The sequence below is a fragment of the Gordonia sp. AC31 genome (genome assembly GCF_031844505.1).
GTDB classification, from domain to species: domain Bacteria; phylum Actinomycetota; class Actinomycetes; order Mycobacteriales; family Mycobacteriaceae; genus Gordonia; species Gordonia hongkongensis.
Genome location: NZ_JAUZVK010000027.1, coordinates 1 through 15,755, shown reverse-complemented (window position 1 = coordinate 15,755; position 15,755 = coordinate 1). Strand labels below are relative to the sequence as shown.

Annotated in this window: 13 protein-coding genes and 3 pseudogenes; 9 read left to right on the top strand and 7 right to left on the bottom strand. The window is 67.1% G+C overall.

Annotated features, from left to right (window positions below; all coding sequences use genetic code 11):
* The first annotated feature begins 89 nt into the window (after positions 1-89).
* Entirely contained in the window at positions 90-1,007 is a 918-nt protein-coding gene (locus Q9R39_RS21665) for a nucleotidyl transferase AbiEii/AbiGii toxin family protein (protein WP_311278228.1), read from the top strand.
* 1,089 nt (positions 1,008-2,096) lie between these two features.
* Here the strand turns inward: Q9R39_RS21665 and Q9R39_RS21660 are convergent.
* From Q9R39_RS21660 to Q9R39_RS21640, 5 genes and pseudogenes are all read right to left on the bottom strand, one after another.
* Positions 2,097-2,303, bottom strand: coding sequence for a hypothetical protein (locus Q9R39_RS21660; RefSeq protein WP_044508856.1), 207 nt, complete (start codon positions 2,301-2,303; stop codon positions 2,097-2,099).
* A gap of 135 nt (positions 2,304-2,438) precedes the next feature.
* Positions 2,439-2,846 (bottom strand): annotated as a pseudogene (locus tag Q9R39_RS21655) (MFS transporter); the annotation flags it as partial.
* A complete protein-coding gene (lspA, locus tag Q9R39_RS21650) occupies positions 2,797-3,327 on the bottom strand; it encodes a signal peptidase II (protein ID WP_005179567.1) in 531 nt (176 codons plus the stop codon). The pseudogene Q9R39_RS21655 and the gene lspA, both read right to left, overlap by 50 nt.
* On the bottom strand, positions 3,324-5,288 hold the full coding sequence (locus Q9R39_RS21645; RefSeq protein WP_311278227.1) for a cation-translocating P-type ATPase: 1,965 nt from the start codon (positions 5,286-5,288) through the stop codon (positions 3,324-3,326). The genes lspA and Q9R39_RS21645 overlap by 4 nt, the downstream gene beginning before the upstream one ends.
* On the bottom strand, positions 5,285-5,674 hold the full coding sequence (locus Q9R39_RS21640; protein ID WP_005179570.1) for a helix-turn-helix transcriptional regulator: 390 nt from the start codon (positions 5,672-5,674) through the stop codon (positions 5,285-5,287). The genes Q9R39_RS21645 and Q9R39_RS21640 overlap by 4 nt, the downstream gene beginning before the upstream one ends.
* A 208-nt stretch (positions 5,675-5,882) precedes the next feature.
* On the opposite strand from Q9R39_RS21640, the gene Q9R39_RS21635 reads away from it, so the two are divergent.
* Together Q9R39_RS21635 and Q9R39_RS21630 are read left to right on the top strand one after the other, a co-directional pair.
* Complete coding sequence (locus Q9R39_RS21635; protein ID WP_007240197.1) at positions 5,883-8,045, top strand: MMPL family transporter; 2,163 nt, start codon at positions 5,883-5,885, stop codon at positions 8,043-8,045.
* Positions 8,046-8,180: 135 nt separating this feature from the next.
* Entirely contained in the window at positions 8,181-8,402 is a 222-nt protein-coding gene (locus Q9R39_RS21630) for a hypothetical protein (RefSeq protein ID WP_005179582.1), read from the top strand.
* A 612-nt stretch (positions 8,403-9,014) separates the two neighbouring features.
* On the opposite strand, the gene Q9R39_RS21625 is transcribed toward Q9R39_RS21630, so the two are convergent.
* Positions 9,015-9,392: a helix-turn-helix transcriptional regulator gene (locus Q9R39_RS21625; RefSeq protein ID WP_005179587.1), complete on the bottom strand. Its 378-nt coding sequence runs from the start codon at positions 9,390-9,392 to the stop codon at positions 9,015-9,017.
* A 124-nt stretch (positions 9,393-9,516) separates the two neighbouring features.
* Between Q9R39_RS21625 and merA the strand changes: the two genes are divergently transcribed.
* From merA to Q9R39_RS21595, 6 genes and pseudogenes are all read left to right on the top strand, one after another.
* The gene (gene merA / locus Q9R39_RS21620) at positions 9,517-10,953 is read left to right on the top strand and encodes a mercury(II) reductase (protein WP_012834420.1); all 1,437 of its coding nucleotides are present in this window, start codon (positions 9,517-9,519) and stop codon (positions 10,951-10,953) included.
* 24 nt (positions 10,954-10,977) lie between these two features.
* Positions 10,978-11,529: a MerR family transcriptional regulator gene (locus tag Q9R39_RS21615; protein ID WP_005179589.1), complete on the top strand. Its 552-nt coding sequence runs from the start codon at positions 10,978-10,980 to the stop codon at positions 11,527-11,529.
* Positions 11,471-11,905 (top strand): organomercurial lyase, encoded by a 435-nt coding sequence (gene merB / locus Q9R39_RS21610; RefSeq protein WP_311278226.1) that lies wholly within the window; start codon positions 11,471-11,473, stop codon positions 11,903-11,905. The genes Q9R39_RS21615 and merB overlap by 59 nt, the downstream gene beginning before the upstream one ends.
* Before the next feature lie 2 nt (positions 11,906-11,907).
* Positions 11,908-12,681 (top strand): F510_1955 family glycosylhydrolase, encoded by a 774-nt coding sequence (locus Q9R39_RS21605; RefSeq protein WP_311278225.1) that lies wholly within the window; start codon positions 11,908-11,910, stop codon positions 12,679-12,681.
* Between the two features lie 301 nt (positions 12,682-12,982).
* Positions 12,983-13,225: pseudogene (locus Q9R39_RS21600) on the top strand (M23 family metallopeptidase); the annotation flags it as partial.
* Between the two features lie 436 nt (positions 13,226-13,661).
* Complete coding sequence (locus Q9R39_RS21595) at positions 13,662-14,831, top strand: Ig-like domain-containing protein (protein ID WP_012834376.1); 1,170 nt, start codon at positions 13,662-13,664, stop codon at positions 14,829-14,831.
* A gap of 15 nt (positions 14,832-14,846) precedes the next feature.
* Here Q9R39_RS21595 and Q9R39_RS21590 read toward each other — a convergent pair.
* A pseudogene (locus Q9R39_RS21590) lies at positions 14,847-15,647 on the bottom strand (IS630 family transposase); the annotation flags it as partial.
* Positions 15,648-15,755 lie beyond the last annotated feature (108 nt).

Below are 15,755 nucleotides of genomic sequence, written 5' to 3'. Positions count from 1 at the left end.
TCCGAGCCGGACTGAGAGCCCGCCTGTCCGCTGGGGCTCGCACGAGCAGGTTCAGCCGCGACGAGCTCGCCCAAACCGTCACCCTCCAGTTGTTCCTGGCCCGGCTGTTCCGCTCCCCCTACGCCGAGCAGTGGATTCTCACCGGCGGCACCGCCCTGCACTTCCGGGCACCGACCCAAGCCCGCCCGACCGCCGACGCCGACCTAGTTACCCGCCTCGACGCCGAACACATGCAGCGATCGCTGCGCCAGGCCGCCCAACCCGGCCCCGGCGACTTCGGCGAGTTCGACGTCAGGATCACCGCGACCCGTAGCCCAGGCTTGTTCGCCGGACGTATCCACTACAACATTGCCGGACAACGGTTCTCCAACGCCAAACTCGACATCGCCACCCACCGGGAGATGCTGCTACCGCCCGAGATGTTGAGCCCTCACCCCGTGCTCGCGCTCGACGAACTCGACCCCATGCCCGTGATCCGGATGCAAGCCGCCGCCGAAGCGGTCGCAGACAAGGTCGCCGCGCTCTACGAGCTGCACGGCCCCCACGGCGACACCCCCTCGACCCGCGCCCACGATCTGGTCGACCTCGTCATCCTCGCCCGCACGCAGTCATTCGACGCCGAGCAGCTCCACACCGCGATCCGCCACCAAGAACACCGCCGCAGCCTGACGATCCCGGTGCCGTTGGTCCTGCCCAACCCGACCTGGGAACGTGACTACCCTCAGCACGCCGTCCACAGCGGTTTGCCGGCGCACCTGCACCAGCCCGACACCGCGCTCACGGCCGCCAACAGCCTCATCGAACCCGTCCTGAGAGGCACGACTGGGCACGGCCGGTGGAACCCCGACGACGGAGTCTGGCCCTCAGAGAGAACACGCACGATCGGAGAGCTGCTCGGCGACACCCGCGCACCACACGCGGCGCCCCGCACGCCCGCACCCGAGACCTCCAGCGAGTCAACGCCACCGAGCGTGGAGCGCTCCTCCGCCCATGAACCTGAGTTGTAGATCGCTTCGGTACGGAAGGAAGTGGTCAGCTCATGTAACCCGGGCGCTGGTGGACCCCCACCGGTTGGATGGCCGGGCTTAGTGTCTACGGCGACCGCTCTCTGGTAGGCCGCCGCCGACGACGTGAATGTGTCCGACAGCGTAGATTTCGCGACCGTAGCGTCGTTGGGGAGCTTGTCGCGCGAATGAGTTGTCGTGGATGTATTGGGTCTTCTTCTTGGCCTTGGCCTTCTTGATCGCGCTGCGCTTCTTGTTCGACGGACTGGGGGACCTCGACGGCGCGGCCGGGGGAGGTCCGCTTGGAGTGTCGCGACCGAAGGCGATCGTCGGGTGGTCTTCGCGGAGCTTCTCACGCTCGGAGTCGAAGTTCGCGATGCGTGCGACTTCGGTGGCGGATCACGGCGAGCTGGGGTAGCGGGCCGGTGACATCGGCGAGCCCATGGATGGCCAATGCGGTCGTTCCGGTGACGACGTGGTCAGGCCAGGTGGCCGCCAGGCGTTCGCCGGGAAACAGGAACGTGCCTGCCGCGACCCACGCCAGCCGAGCTGACTCGAGGACACCCTCACCGACACGGGGGGGGGTCGCGCATGACTCGATGCGCGACTGGCACCAGATACTTGTTCTGCCGCAACCTCTTCAGGTCAGTCGCCGTCATCTCGAATCGAGCGCACTGGCCAGTGGTGAGGAAGCCCCACTGCTGGGCGCGAACGTCTGCGGTGTCGATCCACCGCAACGTCAACTGCGGGTTAAGGCGGGGGAGGTGCGCGGTCACGGTGGCCGGTCAGTCCTTGTCGACGGTAGATACGTCTCCATACTCGCCTATCCGACTGTCCGACTTCACGAGCAGCGGCGCCATTGCGGCCGTCTGCCCGTTCTGGTCGTTTGTTGCCGATATGACGACTGAAGCCGCCGATCCGCATCAGGGGTTGACGGCTTCAGCGTGTTGAGGGACGGTGCCGGTCAGTGCGCCTCTCGGCGAGTGGCCGCACGCAGCGACGGAAAGGGGTGAGGCCCGGGGCAATGAGCCCGCCACCGTCGCACCAGTCAACGGCGGCCCCGCCCGCGGTATTCCGCGCGGGCTGGCCGATCTATTCGGCGAGCTTGGCGACCGCCTGGGCCCAGAGGAAGAACTTGTTGGTGCCCAGGTCCCGCACGGTCTTGATGTTGAACGCCGCCTGGAGCTTTTCGGCGTCGCCGTCGCTGACGCCTTGCAGCGCCGCGACAGGTGCGTCGGCCAGCTCGGCCAGCGACTTGTCTTCGTATGCCTTGTCGAACTTGTCTGCGATTCCAGCCATGACCACTCCTTGAGAGTTCTCGACGACAGGGTTCGCAACACCCGGGAGGGTGCCGCGCCCGCAGCTTAGGAGACTGCTGAAATAGTCGGCGTCGTTTCGGTGTGGGGTGAGCGGGTTTGCCTGGTGGGCTGGGATCCCCAGCGACAGCGGCACGATGATCGCGGCCCCGATGCCCATGACCGCGCGGGCGGCGATCAGCGAGCCGGTGGACCCGCTGAAAGCGGCCCAGGCCGAGGCGGCGACGAAGGCGACCAAACCTATCAGCAGCAGCCGTTTGCGACCGTAGCGGTCACCGAAGCCGCCGGCGGGCAGCATGAGCGCGGCGAAGACCAGGGTGTAGGCGTTGACGATCCACTGCAACTGGGTGGTGCTCGCGCCGAGGTCTTGGGCCAGGGTGGGCAGGGCGACGTTGAGAACCATCAGGTCCAGCCCGACGGTGAGCAGGGCGACGACCAGCGCCGCCAGCCCTGCCCACCGACGTGACGGGCCCGGCTCAGTCCCGGTCGTCGGCGTGGTGTTCGGGTGAGAGTGGTTCTCGCTCATCGGAGTTTCCGATCAGAGTGGCGATGATGAGGGCGGTCGCGCCGAGCACGATGAAGGTGTCGGCGAGGTTGAAGGTGGGCCACCAGCCGGTGTGCAGGTAGTCGGTGACCACACCGTCGGGGGCCCGGTCGATGACGTTGGCGGCGGCACCGCCCAGGATCGCGGCGAGCGCGACGCGGGTGAGCAGGTTCGCGCGCGGCGCGACCACCCATCCGCCGACCGCGACCGCGGTGGTGATCACCGTGGTGAGCGTGAGCATCACCCAGCTCGGTGCGTCGGCGGCGATCGAGAACGCCGCTCCCGGGTTGAACGCCAACTTAAGGTCCACCGGACCCGCCTCGATCGGGGCCCCGGCCAGCGTGGTCTGCGCCCACGCTTTGAGCGTGAGGTCGATACCGGCCAGCGCGGCCGCGGCAGCGACCCACCGCAGTCGCCGCCCCCACCGCGACACGGTGGGAGCAGACGACGCGGTGGCGGTCACGCGGGCGCTCCGGCCAGTACCGGTGCGGGCTTTGCCGCCGAATCGGTCAGCGAGGCCAGGGGTTTGGTGCGTCCGGCGCGGACACCGTTGGCGATGACGACGATCTCGGCGAGTTCGTGCACCAGCACCACCGCCGCCAACCCGAGAATCCCGAACAGCGCGAGCGGGATCAAGATCGTGATCAACCCCAACGACAAACCGACGTTTTGCAACATGATCCGGCGAGCCCGACGAGCGTGCTCGAGAGCCCGCGGCAGGTGCCGCAGGTCCTCACCCATCAACGCCACATCCGCGGTTTCGATAGCGACATCGGTGCCCATCGCGCCCATCGCCACACCGAGGTCGGCGGTTGCCAGTGCGGGGGCGTCGTTGACGCCGTCGCCGACCATCGCGGTGAACCGGTCGCTGCGCAGTTCGCCCACGATGTGGGCCTTGTCCTCCGGGCGCAGATCCGCGTGCACGTCCTCGATCCCCGCCTCAGCGGCCAGAGCGGCGGCGGTGCGGGCGTTGTCACCGGTGAGCATCGAGACCCGGATTCCCAGCGCGTGCAATCGGTCGATGACCTCGTGTGCCTCGGGCCGCAGTTCGTCGCGCACAGCGATCGCACCGATCACCTGGCCGTCGAGCTCGATCAGCACCGCGGTCGCCCCCGCGTGCTGCATCCGTTCCACATCGGCGGCCAGAACACCCGGTTCGATCCAGCCCGGACGGCCCAGCCGCGCCCGGCGTCCGTCGACGCGGCCGGTCAACCCGGCACCGGTGACCGCCTCGACGTCGGTGGCGGGAGTGACGGTGTCGACGGCGGCGAGGATGGCGCGGGCGAGGGGATGTTCACTGCGCGATTCCAGCGCGGCCGCGACCGCCAGCACCCGGTCCCCGTGCACACCGCCGGTGGCGGCGATCTCGACGACGGCAGGCTTGTTCGCCGTCAGCGTGCCGGTCTTGTCCAGCGCGACCTCGCGCACCCGGCCCATCGCCTCGAGTGCGGCACCGCCCTTGACCAGCACACCCAGCTTGCTCGCCGCACCGATCGCGGCGACCACGGTCACCGGCACCGAGATCGCCAGCGCGCACGGTGAGGCGGCGACCAGCACCACCAGCGCACGTTCGATCCAGGTGACCGGATCCCCGAAGAGCGCGCCAATCACCGCGATGGCTGTGGAGGCGATCATGATGCCGGGCACCAGCGGTTTGGCGATCTTGTCGGCCAAGCGTTGAGCGTCGCCCTTGCGGGCCTGCTCGGCCTCCACGATCCGCACGATCCGTGCCAGGGAGTTGTCCTCGGCGGTCGTGGTGACCTCGACGGTCAGCACACCGGTGCCGTTGATCGCCCCGGCGAACACCTCCGCGCCCGGCCCGGCTTCTACCGGTACCGATTCGCCGGTGATCGCCGAAACATCCAGCGCGCTACGCCCGTCGACGATCACCCCGTCGGTCGCGACCCGCTCACCGGGGCGCACCAGCATCCGATCCCCGACGCGCAGCTCGGCAGGGGCGATGACGGTTTCGGTGCCGTCGCGTAGCACGGTGGCCCGGTCCGGTACCAGGTTCAACAGGGCGCGCAGCCCGCGGCGGGTGCGCGCGACCGCGTACTCCTCGAGGCCCTCGCTGATGGAGAACAGGAACGCCAGCATGGCGGCTTCGCCGACCTCGCCGAGGATCACCGCGCCGATCGCGGCGATCGTCATCAGCGTGCCGACACCGATCTTGCCCTTGGCCAGCCGTTTGAGCGTGGAGGGGACGAAGGTGTATGCACCGACGAGCAGTGCGGCGATCTCCAACCCCAACTCGACGGCGCGTGGGCCGCCGGTCCAGCCGACGATCAGTGCCGCGACCAGCAGCACTCCGGCGACCGCGGCGGCGCGCAGTTCACTGACTTCCCAGAGCTTTTCGGGTTCGCGTTCCTCGGCCTCGCCGTCACCGGCGGGTTCGTCGTGGCCGCAGCCGCATGCGTCGCTCATGCTCGTACCTCCGCGCTCTCCGTCTCGGTGGTGGAGTCGGTGCCGTAGTTCGGGCACAACGCCACCGCATTGCCTGTCGCCGCGAGCAAGGTCTCTGCCGAGGCGAGTAGGTCCATCAACTCCGGGCGGGCCAGGCTGTAGAACACCTGCCGCCCTTGCGGGCGGCCCACGACCAGCCCGCAGTCGCGCAGGCACGCTACGTGCGCCGATACCGTTGACTGAGCCAGTCCGAGCCCGGCCATCAGGTCCAAGACCCGCGCTTCCCCGCACGCCAGCCGGTGCACGATCGCCAACCGTGTCGCATCGGAGAGGCTGTGGAACAGGGCCACCGCCGGATCCAACCCCTGCGTCTCGACGAGGCAACCCCCGCCATCATTAATCGCCATAAAGCGATGATAGCGGCGAAAGCTATTGATATCGAGTGAGAGTGTGATTAATCTCGTTTCAACGATTACATCGTGATATGGCGATCAATTCGTGGTCGCTACGGAGGGAGGACGCGTGAACCAGCAGAAGTCCGCCGTCGTCGAGAACTCGCCTCAGCAACCATCGCCGCCGGGCTCGCCCGGAGTGCTATATCGGTGGGGCGTTCTGATGGCCCGGCGCAGACGTGCGGTCCTGGCGGTCTGGGGACTGCTGCTGGTGGTGTGCGCGGTGGCCTACCCGCTGCTCGAGAACCGGCTCGGTGCGATGGATTTCGGTGTCGAGGGCTCGGAGTCCACCGAGGTGGATCGCCTGGTTGCCCGGCACTTCCCGCAGTTCGGTACGGAACAGGCGGTCATCGTGCTGCAGTCTGGCGCGGTCACCGCCACCGACGCCGAGTTCCGTGCAGCGGTGGCTCGCACGATCACCGCCGCCACCGCGGTCGAGGGCGTGGTCGACGTCGTCGGCCCCTACGACGGGCTGCCCGGATCCCAGATCTCGGCCGACGGTCACGTCGCGATCGCGCTCGCCGGCATGGACGGCGACATGGCCGAACGCGCGAAAGTCGCGCGCGACCTGCAAGACGCCATCGCCACCACCGGCGACGATTCCATCGACGTAGGGGTCACCGGGTACTCGGCGGTACAGAACGCGGCCACCGAACTGCAGAACGCCGACCTGGCCCGCGCCGAGGCAATCGGCATCCCGGTCGCGCTGGTCCTGCTCGTCCTCGCCCTCGGCGCCCTGGCCGCAGCGGCGGTCCCGATCGCAGTGGCCATCGCCGGGATGCTGACCGCGGTCGGAGTGTTGTTCACCCTCACTGCTGTGACCGCGTTCGATTCGCTGACCGTGGCCATGGCCACCATGGTGGGCCTCGGCGTCGGTATCGACTACGCGATGTTCATCGTCAGCCGCTTCCGCGAAGAACTCACCCACCACACCGGGCCAGACCATGCCGCGATCAGCGGCGCCGTCGGTCGCTCCCTCGCCACAGCAGGCAAAACGATTCTGGTCTCGGGCTTGGTGGTGATGATCTCGCTGTGCGCGTTGATCATCATCCAGGCACCGATCTTCCGTGGCATCGCCATCGGCGTCGCCACCGCCGTCACCAGTATGCTCACCGTCGCCGTCACCCTGCTACCCGCCCTGCTCGCCGCCTTGGGCCCGGCTGTCAACCGCGGTAGTCTCCCGGCCCGCTGGCGCCCTGCCGACAGCGCCACCGACGCTCCCGGCGTTCTCGGTGGCCGCTGGGCGCGCTGGGCGTATCTCGTCATGCGCCGACCCGTCCTCTTCGGCACCGCGGCCGCAGCGGTGCTGGTCCTCGCCGCGCTGCCGGTATTCGGGATCCGCTACGGCCTCGACATGGGCACCACCGCCCTCGACGACACCCCGACCGGACGCGCCAGCACCGCATTGAACACCAACTTCCCGCCCGGAGCACTCTCCCCGGTCGAGATCATCGCCACCGGCCCCAGCGACACCCCACTCACCGCAGACGCCGAAGCACGGGTCAACCGATTCCTGACCGAGATCGACGGCGACGCCCGCATCGACACCGTCCTGCCCGCCCAGCTCAATGACGGTCGAATGCTCGCGATGGCGATCCCCTCGGTCACCTTCGACTCGATGGCCGCCACCGACCTCGTCCGCGACCTGCGCAACACAGCCGCCGGCGCAGCCGGAGCCGAGATCCGCATCGGCGGCAGCACCGCCGAATTCGTCGATCTCTCCGACGAAATGACCACCAAACTTCCGCTGGTCGTAGCCCTGGTGCTGACCGCCTCGCTGGTCTTCCTCATCGCCGCTTTCCGCAGTATCGCCTTACCCCTCAAGGCCATCGCGATGAACCTGCTCGCCACCGGCGCCGCCCTCGGTATCACCGTCGCGGTGTTCCAGTGGGGTCTGGGCGAGAACGTCCTCGACTTCACCAGCCCCGGATTCGTGCAGGTCTACCTACCCACCGTGGTGTTCGCGCTACTGTTCGGGCTCTCGATGGACTACGAGGTGTTCCTGATTCGTCGCATCCGCGAATACTGGGACGCCAGCGGCGACAACCAGCGCGCCGTCGCGGCCGGGCTCACCCACACCGCACGCCCCATCACCGCGGCCGCCGCGATCATGATCGCCATCTTCGCAAGCTTCCTCACCGCCGACATCCTCGAACTCAAACAACTCGGACTCGCCCTTGCCGTCGCCGTCGCCATCGACGCCGTCCTCATCCGCCTCGTCCTCGTCCCCGCCCTCATGCGCCTGCTCGGCGGCTGGAACTGGTGGCTGCCCGCCCTCAGGTTTCGCCCACCCAACACTCGCGCACCACGGGCCGCCGCTGAGTAGCGCGGCGATCAGACCAGGTTGATTCGTCGCGGACACGGGACCGGCCGCCGGGGCCACACCGCCCTCGGGGGCAACCGTCACGGCCGGTCTGACCTTCGAGTCGAGTCGAAGGTTCAGGGTCGCGGGGTGGTGATGATGCGTATTACCCAGCTGGCGCGGCGGAGCGGTGTCCCTGCCACCAGCTGCGGCTCTACGTCGGATCTGGCCGAGTTCGTGGAGGCCGGACCGTTCCTGGAAGCGTTCCTCGTGTTGATCGTCATCCCACTGACGCTGGCGTGGCTCACCCCAGGTGTACCGCGCGCCGGGACCGGGCAGCGGGTCTCGGCGCGCGGTGAGCACCGGCGATGGCGCCGTTGATGGCTACGGTGCTGATCACCGTGGTGGCCTCGCAGGCGCCAAACTCGGTGACGGCCTGAGCCAGGTCGCGGCGGTGGTGCGGGCCGGAGTGCCCGCGTCGCCGGAAGGTGTGGCTGCGCAGCCCTCATCGCAGCCGCGGGCGCGAGTCATTGGCGGGACCAGATCAGTCCGAGGAGCCCGAGTCCGATGGGCGAATCCGAGCGGTTGGAGCCATGACAGGCTCACCAGCAGCGTGCCGCTGCTCAGTGCTACGGCCGCGATCAGCAGCGGGGCACCACCGCGCAACAGCCCAGGCAGCAGTGCCGCGGTCCCGATGCAAGCCCGCCAGCGGCGTGTCTAGGTCGCAGCAGCCACAACGGCCTCCCCCGCAGCTCGCCGAGCCACCGCTGCCTGGCGCTGGGTTCGGTGTCGATGGGACAGGGCAGCAGGGGGATTCGCTGCGCTCGAGCAGGTCTTCGCGTCCGGCCGCCAGCGCGGCGGCCAGGGTGTCGCCGGACCGCGGTGAGTTCGGCGAGCTCGGCATCGACCTCGGCGAGCTTGACACCCAGTCCCAGCCGCGGTGAACCCGCCGACGGTGAGCGGCTGCCGAGACGTGAGGGCTGTCGAGGGCGTTCATGTCCGGTCACCGTCCGGTACCTGGTCGATGCGGGTGCAGCACGTCAGGGCGGCGGCGTTGTCGGCCGCGAGCAACCGGGCGAGCAGCACCAGTTCGGCCACGCGCGGGTCTCCGACCGTGTACCGCAGCTTCTTGCCGTCGCGGCGCGCGACGATGTATCCGCAATCGGCCAGACACGACAGGTGCACCGACACCCGCGGCTGGGAGATGCCGGCGTGGGCGACGCAGTCGGCCGAGGTGCGTTCGCCGGCGAGGATGTATTCCAGCAGCTTCAACCGGGTCGGATCCGACAGGGCGCGAAAGAACTTCGCCGTCGTATCCAGATGTGTGCACGCCAGCTCGTCGCCGGGCACGGCGGTCGTGGACCGGGACATGGGGCACCTCCACACCACTTGAACTATTCGCTTAAGCGCATAGTATGAGCCCTGTAGGTATTCGTCAATGCGAATAGCAGCCGTTGGCTGGCGACGCGGTTGCTCAACCCCTCAGGAGGCAGGCGTGGCCACGACACAATCCCGTCCGGATCTGGCGATCGTCGGGTCCGGTTCGGCGGCGTTCGCCGCCGCTATCGCCGCGGTCGGCCACGGCAGGTCCGTGGTGATGATCGAGCGCGACACCGTCGGTGGCACCTGCGTGAACGTCGGGTGTGTGCCGTCGAAGACGTTGCTGGCCGCCGCGGAGGCCCGCCACGCCGCAGCCGCCGCCGACCGGTTTCCCGGCCTGGGTGCCGCTGCGGTGCCGCTGGATTTTCCGGGCCTGATCGCCGGTAAGGACGCGCTGGTCGCGCAGCTGCGGGCAAACAAGTACATCGAGCTGGCGGGCGAGTACGGGTGGGAGATCGTCTCCGGCACGGCAGTGTTCGACGGCACGAGTGCGGCGCCGGGGTTGCGGGTCGGAGCGAACGACGGCGGGACCCGGGTGATCGAGGCTGGCCATTACCTGATCGCGACCGGTGCGACGCCGTGGATCCCGCCGATCGACGGTCTGGTCGAGGCCGGGTATCTGACCTCGACCACCGCCATGGACCTGAAGCGGCTCCCGGAGTCGCTGATCGTGATCGGCGGCAACACTGTCGGGCTCGAACAAGCCCAGTTGTTCGCCCGCCTCGGCACCCGGGTGACGGTGATCGAGGCCCTGGGGCGGCTGGCGCCGGGCGAGGAACCGGAAATCTCGGCCGCGATCGAGGCTGTCTTCGCCGATGAGCATATCGCCGTGTTGACCGCGGCCACCGTCGAGAAGGTCCTGGCCGGTGGCGGCCACAAGCTGGTGAGCGTGCGCACTCGGGCCGGGGTCAGCGAGCTGCGGGCCGAACACGTGTTGGTCGCGACCGGTCGCCGCCCGAACACCGCGGGGCTGGGCCTGGAGGCGGTCGGGGTCGGTGTCGACGGGCGCGGCGCGGTGATCGTCGATGACCGTCAGCGCACCGGCAATGCCCGGATCTGGGCGGCCGGGGACGTGGCCGGGGGCCCGCAGTTCGTGTATGTGGCCGCCGCGCAGGGAACGCTGGTGGCCGACAACGCGTTCGCCGACGCGGATCGGGTCCTGGACTACGCCACAGTGCCGCGGCTGACGTTCACCAGCCCCGCCATCGCCGCCGTGGGGCTCACCGAGGCCGAGGCGGTGACGGCCGGATACCGGTGCCGGTGCCGGACGCTGGCGTTGTCGAGTGTGGCGCGGGCGCTGGTCAATCGCGATACCCGTGGCCTGGCCAAGATCGTCGCCGACGCCGATACCGGCCGGATCTTGGGCGTGCACGCGCTGGCCGAGGGTGCCGGAGACCTGATCACCGCCGCCGGATACGCGATGACCGCGGGTATGACCGTCGACCGGCTCGCCCACAGCTGGGCGCCGTATCTGACCATGGCCGAAGCGTTGAAACTGACCGCCCAGACCTTCACCACCGACGTGACGAAACTGTCCTGCTGCGCAGGCTGACGATCTCCTCCAGGAAAGGCCGAGATGAACGGGCACATGACGATCGGCGTGTTGTCGGCGCGGACCGGGGTGAGGGTGAAGGCGTTGCGTGAATACACCGACCTCGGGCTCATCCACACCCTGGGGCGCAGCGCGGCCGGCTACCGCCTGTACACCGATGACGCACTGTGGTGTGTGCGGTTCATCGGCGAGCTGCGCGGGCTTGGGCTCACCATCGCCGAGATCTGCCAGCTCACCGATGACGCCGTCGATAGTGGAGACGGAGCGGTCGGCGCGCGTCTGGCCGAGCTACTGGAGCGGTCGCGACAGCGGCTGCACCGCCGGATCAGCGACGCCCAGCAGATCCTCGACCGCATCGACGACTTCACCAGCATCCACCGTGCGCGGTGGGCCGCCGACGATGTGTGCTGGACCGAGGTCCGTGCCGATGCCCGACGCGGGCTTGACTCTGCCCCCGGGGGCAGACCCTACCGTCATCGACATCGCACCCGACGCATTCTCGGAAAGGCTGACTCTCATGAGCACCGACTCCATTCCCGCCGACGTTTTCGCCACGATCGCACCAGCCGACCGTGACCGGGCGCTGCTGCGGGCCGCGCTGCGGCTGCTGGCCCACGGAGCGCCGGTCACCGTCACGGAGTTGGCGGCCGCAGCCGGTGTCGACGCCGGAGATCTCGAAGAGACACCGATCGGCGCCGACATCGAATACGACGAGCAGGGCCGGGTCCTCGGGTGGGGATTGACCCTGAATCCGACCCCGCACCGATTCACCGTCGCAGGCCATCAGCTCTACACCTGGTGTGCGCCCGACACGCTCGTCTTCCCCGCCGTGATCGGGGCGAGCGCACACGTCGAATCCGAGTGCCCGGTTACCGTCAGCGCCGTGCGATTGACCGTCGATCCAGTCACGGGAGTCACCGACCTGCAACCGGCCGCCGCGATGGTGGGCTGATTGTGCTAACCGGCTGCTCCACCCGGGAACAACCCACATCCCCACCACCGTCGGCAACCTCAGCAGAGAGCGCAACACTGACCCCAGAACTCGACCACCTCCACGCCCTGCACATCCGCGCCGACGGCACTATCCTCGCCGGAACTCACACCGGCGTAATCGCCCTCACCGCAGATGGAACCACCAGCCGGGTCGGCGTCTCCGACGACGACTTCATGGGACTGGCCGGGGTAACCGGCTCTGATCGGATCTTCGCCTCCGGCCATCCCGGCCCGCGGAGCTCGGCACCCAACCCGCTGGGACTCGTCGCCAGCGAAGATGGCGGGCAGACATGGACACCGAGATCGGTGGCCGGCGACATCGACTTCCACGCGCTCGCCACCAACGGACAACTACTCGTAGGCTTCGACGGAATCAACGGCCTGCTCGTATCGACCGATGACGGGAGAAGCTGGACCCCCGGCGCGCCCCTGGCCGCAGCAGCACTCGCGATCACCGACCGCGGCGTATGGGCGACTACCCCAGATGGCCTGCAACACAGCACCGACGACGCCCAGACCTTCACAACCGTTCCCGATGCGCCGGCCCTAGCTCTCCTGGCGGCCGCACCCGATGGCACGCTCTGGGGCATCGACACCGCCGACACCGTCTGGCGCAGCCCAGACGGCACACACTGGGAACAACGCAGCACCATCAATAGTGTCAACGCGCTGGTCGCCAGAAACGCCGAAAATGCATACGCCGCAAACGAACAATTGCTCTACACGCTCAGCTAACGGACTCGTGTGGAGCAACGAAGGAAGGAGGCGACTCAGATCCGGACGCGCTTTTGATCACGTCCACTCCACCCACTCCACGAGCAGGATCTGACAGACGGTGGCACCCGGCCGACCTGGGTGGTCACTCTCGACCACCTGACGGCACCCAGAAACGCCACGTCTTCGAAGACGTCACTGTCGTTATCGATGAGACGAGCAGCCCCGACTACCCCACGAACTTGCTGCGCGTGTCACAGCTGCGTGAGCACACCGAACCCGCGACCTCAAAGATCGCCTTGGGCGGGGACGGTTATCGAAGGCCGCCGGCTTCGGGCTGTGGATGCGAGTGCTGCAAGACGACGGCACGATCGGCGTGTATGGGCACATCAGCGAGACACTGGTGAGCGTCTGGCAGCGAGTCCTGGCCGGCGCGCAGATCGCAACGGTAGGAAACCGCGGCTACTCCACCGGCCCACACCTGCACTACAAGGTGTGGCAGCAAGATGGACCCAAACTCGATCCTGCACCGTGGTTGAGAACCCGGGGAGTCTACGTCGTCGGACGACCCGCCTTATCGGCGCGCGGGAGGTATGAGGACGAGTGGTCCCGCAGGTGTCGCGAGAGTTGTCGCACCACGGCCTCGACGTCGGCGAGCGGTGGCGAACACGCATCGGCGGGGACTACCTGTGGGGTGTCGCCACACGGCAACAATGAGGTCGACGTGACCGCTCGGCGGTCGCCCACCACGAAGACGTTTCGAACCTTCTCTCGCGCTGTGCAGCGGGTAGAGGAGCGCACAGCATTCAACTACTATCGTGGATAGTAAACCTAGTCCAGGCGCCGAGTGAGAGGGTTCGCCACAATCGATGGGCCGCGTAAGAAGGACTCGAGCTATCGAAGAGCCACGTGATCTCTTGGCGGCTTACGGTGCGCAGCCGCAGTGCTCGAGCGCTCGTGGATGCCGCGGGTCGGTCCGGGCAGGTATTCCGCGACTGCTGATGCTCGCAGCCTTGACGGCTGTGGTGATGTTATTGACCTCGTGCAGCTCAACCGGAGGCGCCTACAGCAACGAGATTCAGGCCGTTGACAGCTTCGCCGACATCGCACAGCCTTCCATTGCTGTGGCCACCGAAGGTGGCGGTCGACTCGCGCCCAACGCGGTTGTCGAACCTGGGCTTCCTATTGTTGTCACGGCCAGCCGCGGCGCGTTGACAAACGTCCGTATCCCCACAGCCAGCGGCCGTCCCTTGGCGGGCTCACTGAGCGAGGACGGCTCAACGTGGACAAGCACCCAACCCCTGGGATATTCGAAGCGGTATTCCGTTCAAGCCGAGGCCGTGGGCGTGGGCGGTCGATCGGTCGTCTCGCAGCGCTTCACCACGACCTCACCGGAGTCACTGACCAGCGCTGCCATCCTCGGCGAGAAAACCGTCGGGATCGCCCACACAGTCGGGGTGCGGTTCGCCGATCCCATCCCCGACCGAAAGAAGGCACAGGCGGCGATCACCGTGTCGTCTGACCCCCAGATGCGGGGTGCGTTCTATTGGATCAGCGACTCCGAAGTCCGGTGGAGGCCCGAACGCTTCTGGACGCCGGGCACCAAAGTCAGTGTCGCCGTCAACATTTACGGAGTCGACCTCGGCGACGGGCTCTACGGCGACGAGAACTTGTCCTACGACTTCACGATTGGCCGAGCTCAGGAAATCGTTGCCGACGACAACACCAAAACGATAGTCGTCAAACGAGACGGCAAGGTCATCCGCACGATGCCGACCTCGTTCGGCAAAGACAGCACTCCGACGCCCCGCGGTATCTACATGATCGGAGATCGCGTCGAGCACATCATCATGGACTCGTCCACCTACGGAGTGCCTGTCGAGTCCGCAGCGGGATACCGCACACCCGTTCAATGGGCGGTGCAAATGTCCTACAGCGGCATTTACATGCACGGCGCACCGTGGTCGATGTCGGCGCAAGGCAGCAGCAACGTCAGCAACGGTTGCCCAAACCTGAGTCCCACTGACGCGGAATGGCTCGTGAAGAACACCCTGCGCGGTGACCCCGTCACGGTCAAGAACACCAACGCCGACACACTGCCGGGAGTTGATGGACTCGGCGATTGGAACATCCCGTGGCCACAATGGAAGAACGGCAACGCAGACACCTAGTGGTGTGTCTCGGTTTTAGCTAACTCCTTGTTCGAGTGCGGCGCGGGCGCGGGCGACCTTGGCCAGGATCGACCTGGAGGTTGCGGTCCAGACATATGGTGTCGGGTTGTCGTTGTGGGCGTTGAGGTATTCCTCGATGCTCTCGATGAGGTCGGGCACGCTGGCGAAGATCCCACGGCGGATGTTCTTGTCGGTCAACTCCCGAAACCAGCGTTCGACCTGGTTGAGCCACGACGACGAGGTCGGGGTGAAATGGAAGTGAAAACGTTTGTGCCGCTCCAACCATCGCAGGACTTCGGGATGTTTGTGGGTGCCGTAGTTGTCCAGGATCACGTGCACCTGCAATCCCTTGGGGACTTCACGGTTAACGGTGTTGAGGAACGTGATGAACTCGCTGTGGCGATGTCTGGGTAAGCATTGTCCGATCACCGTGCCGGTGAGCACGTCGAGCGCGGCGAACAAGGTGGTGGTGCCGTTGCGTTTGTAGTCGTGGGTCATCGTAGCGGCACGGCCGGTGACCATCGGCAACGACGGCTGGGTTCGGTCGAGGGCTTGGATCTGTGATTTCTCGTCCATACACAGCACAATCGCCTTGTCCGGCGGTGTCAGGTACAAGCCGACCACATCGATCAGCTTCTCTTCGAACTGCGGATCGTTGGATACCTTGAACGTGTCCACCCGATGCGGCTTAAGCCCAAGATCAGACCAAATGCGTTGCACGGTAGCCGGACTCACCCCAACATGGGCGGCCATCGTGCGGCACGACCAATGGGTATGCCCGGGTGGAGTGCTCGTCTTGGTCAACCGCACGATCTGGGGGTGTCAGATGGTCTGTGTAAGTCCAGTGCTCATCAGTGAGAGGACAATCTATGAGCATGGCGTTAGACGATAAGCAGCACGACGACGGTCAGCAGCTGCCTGAGT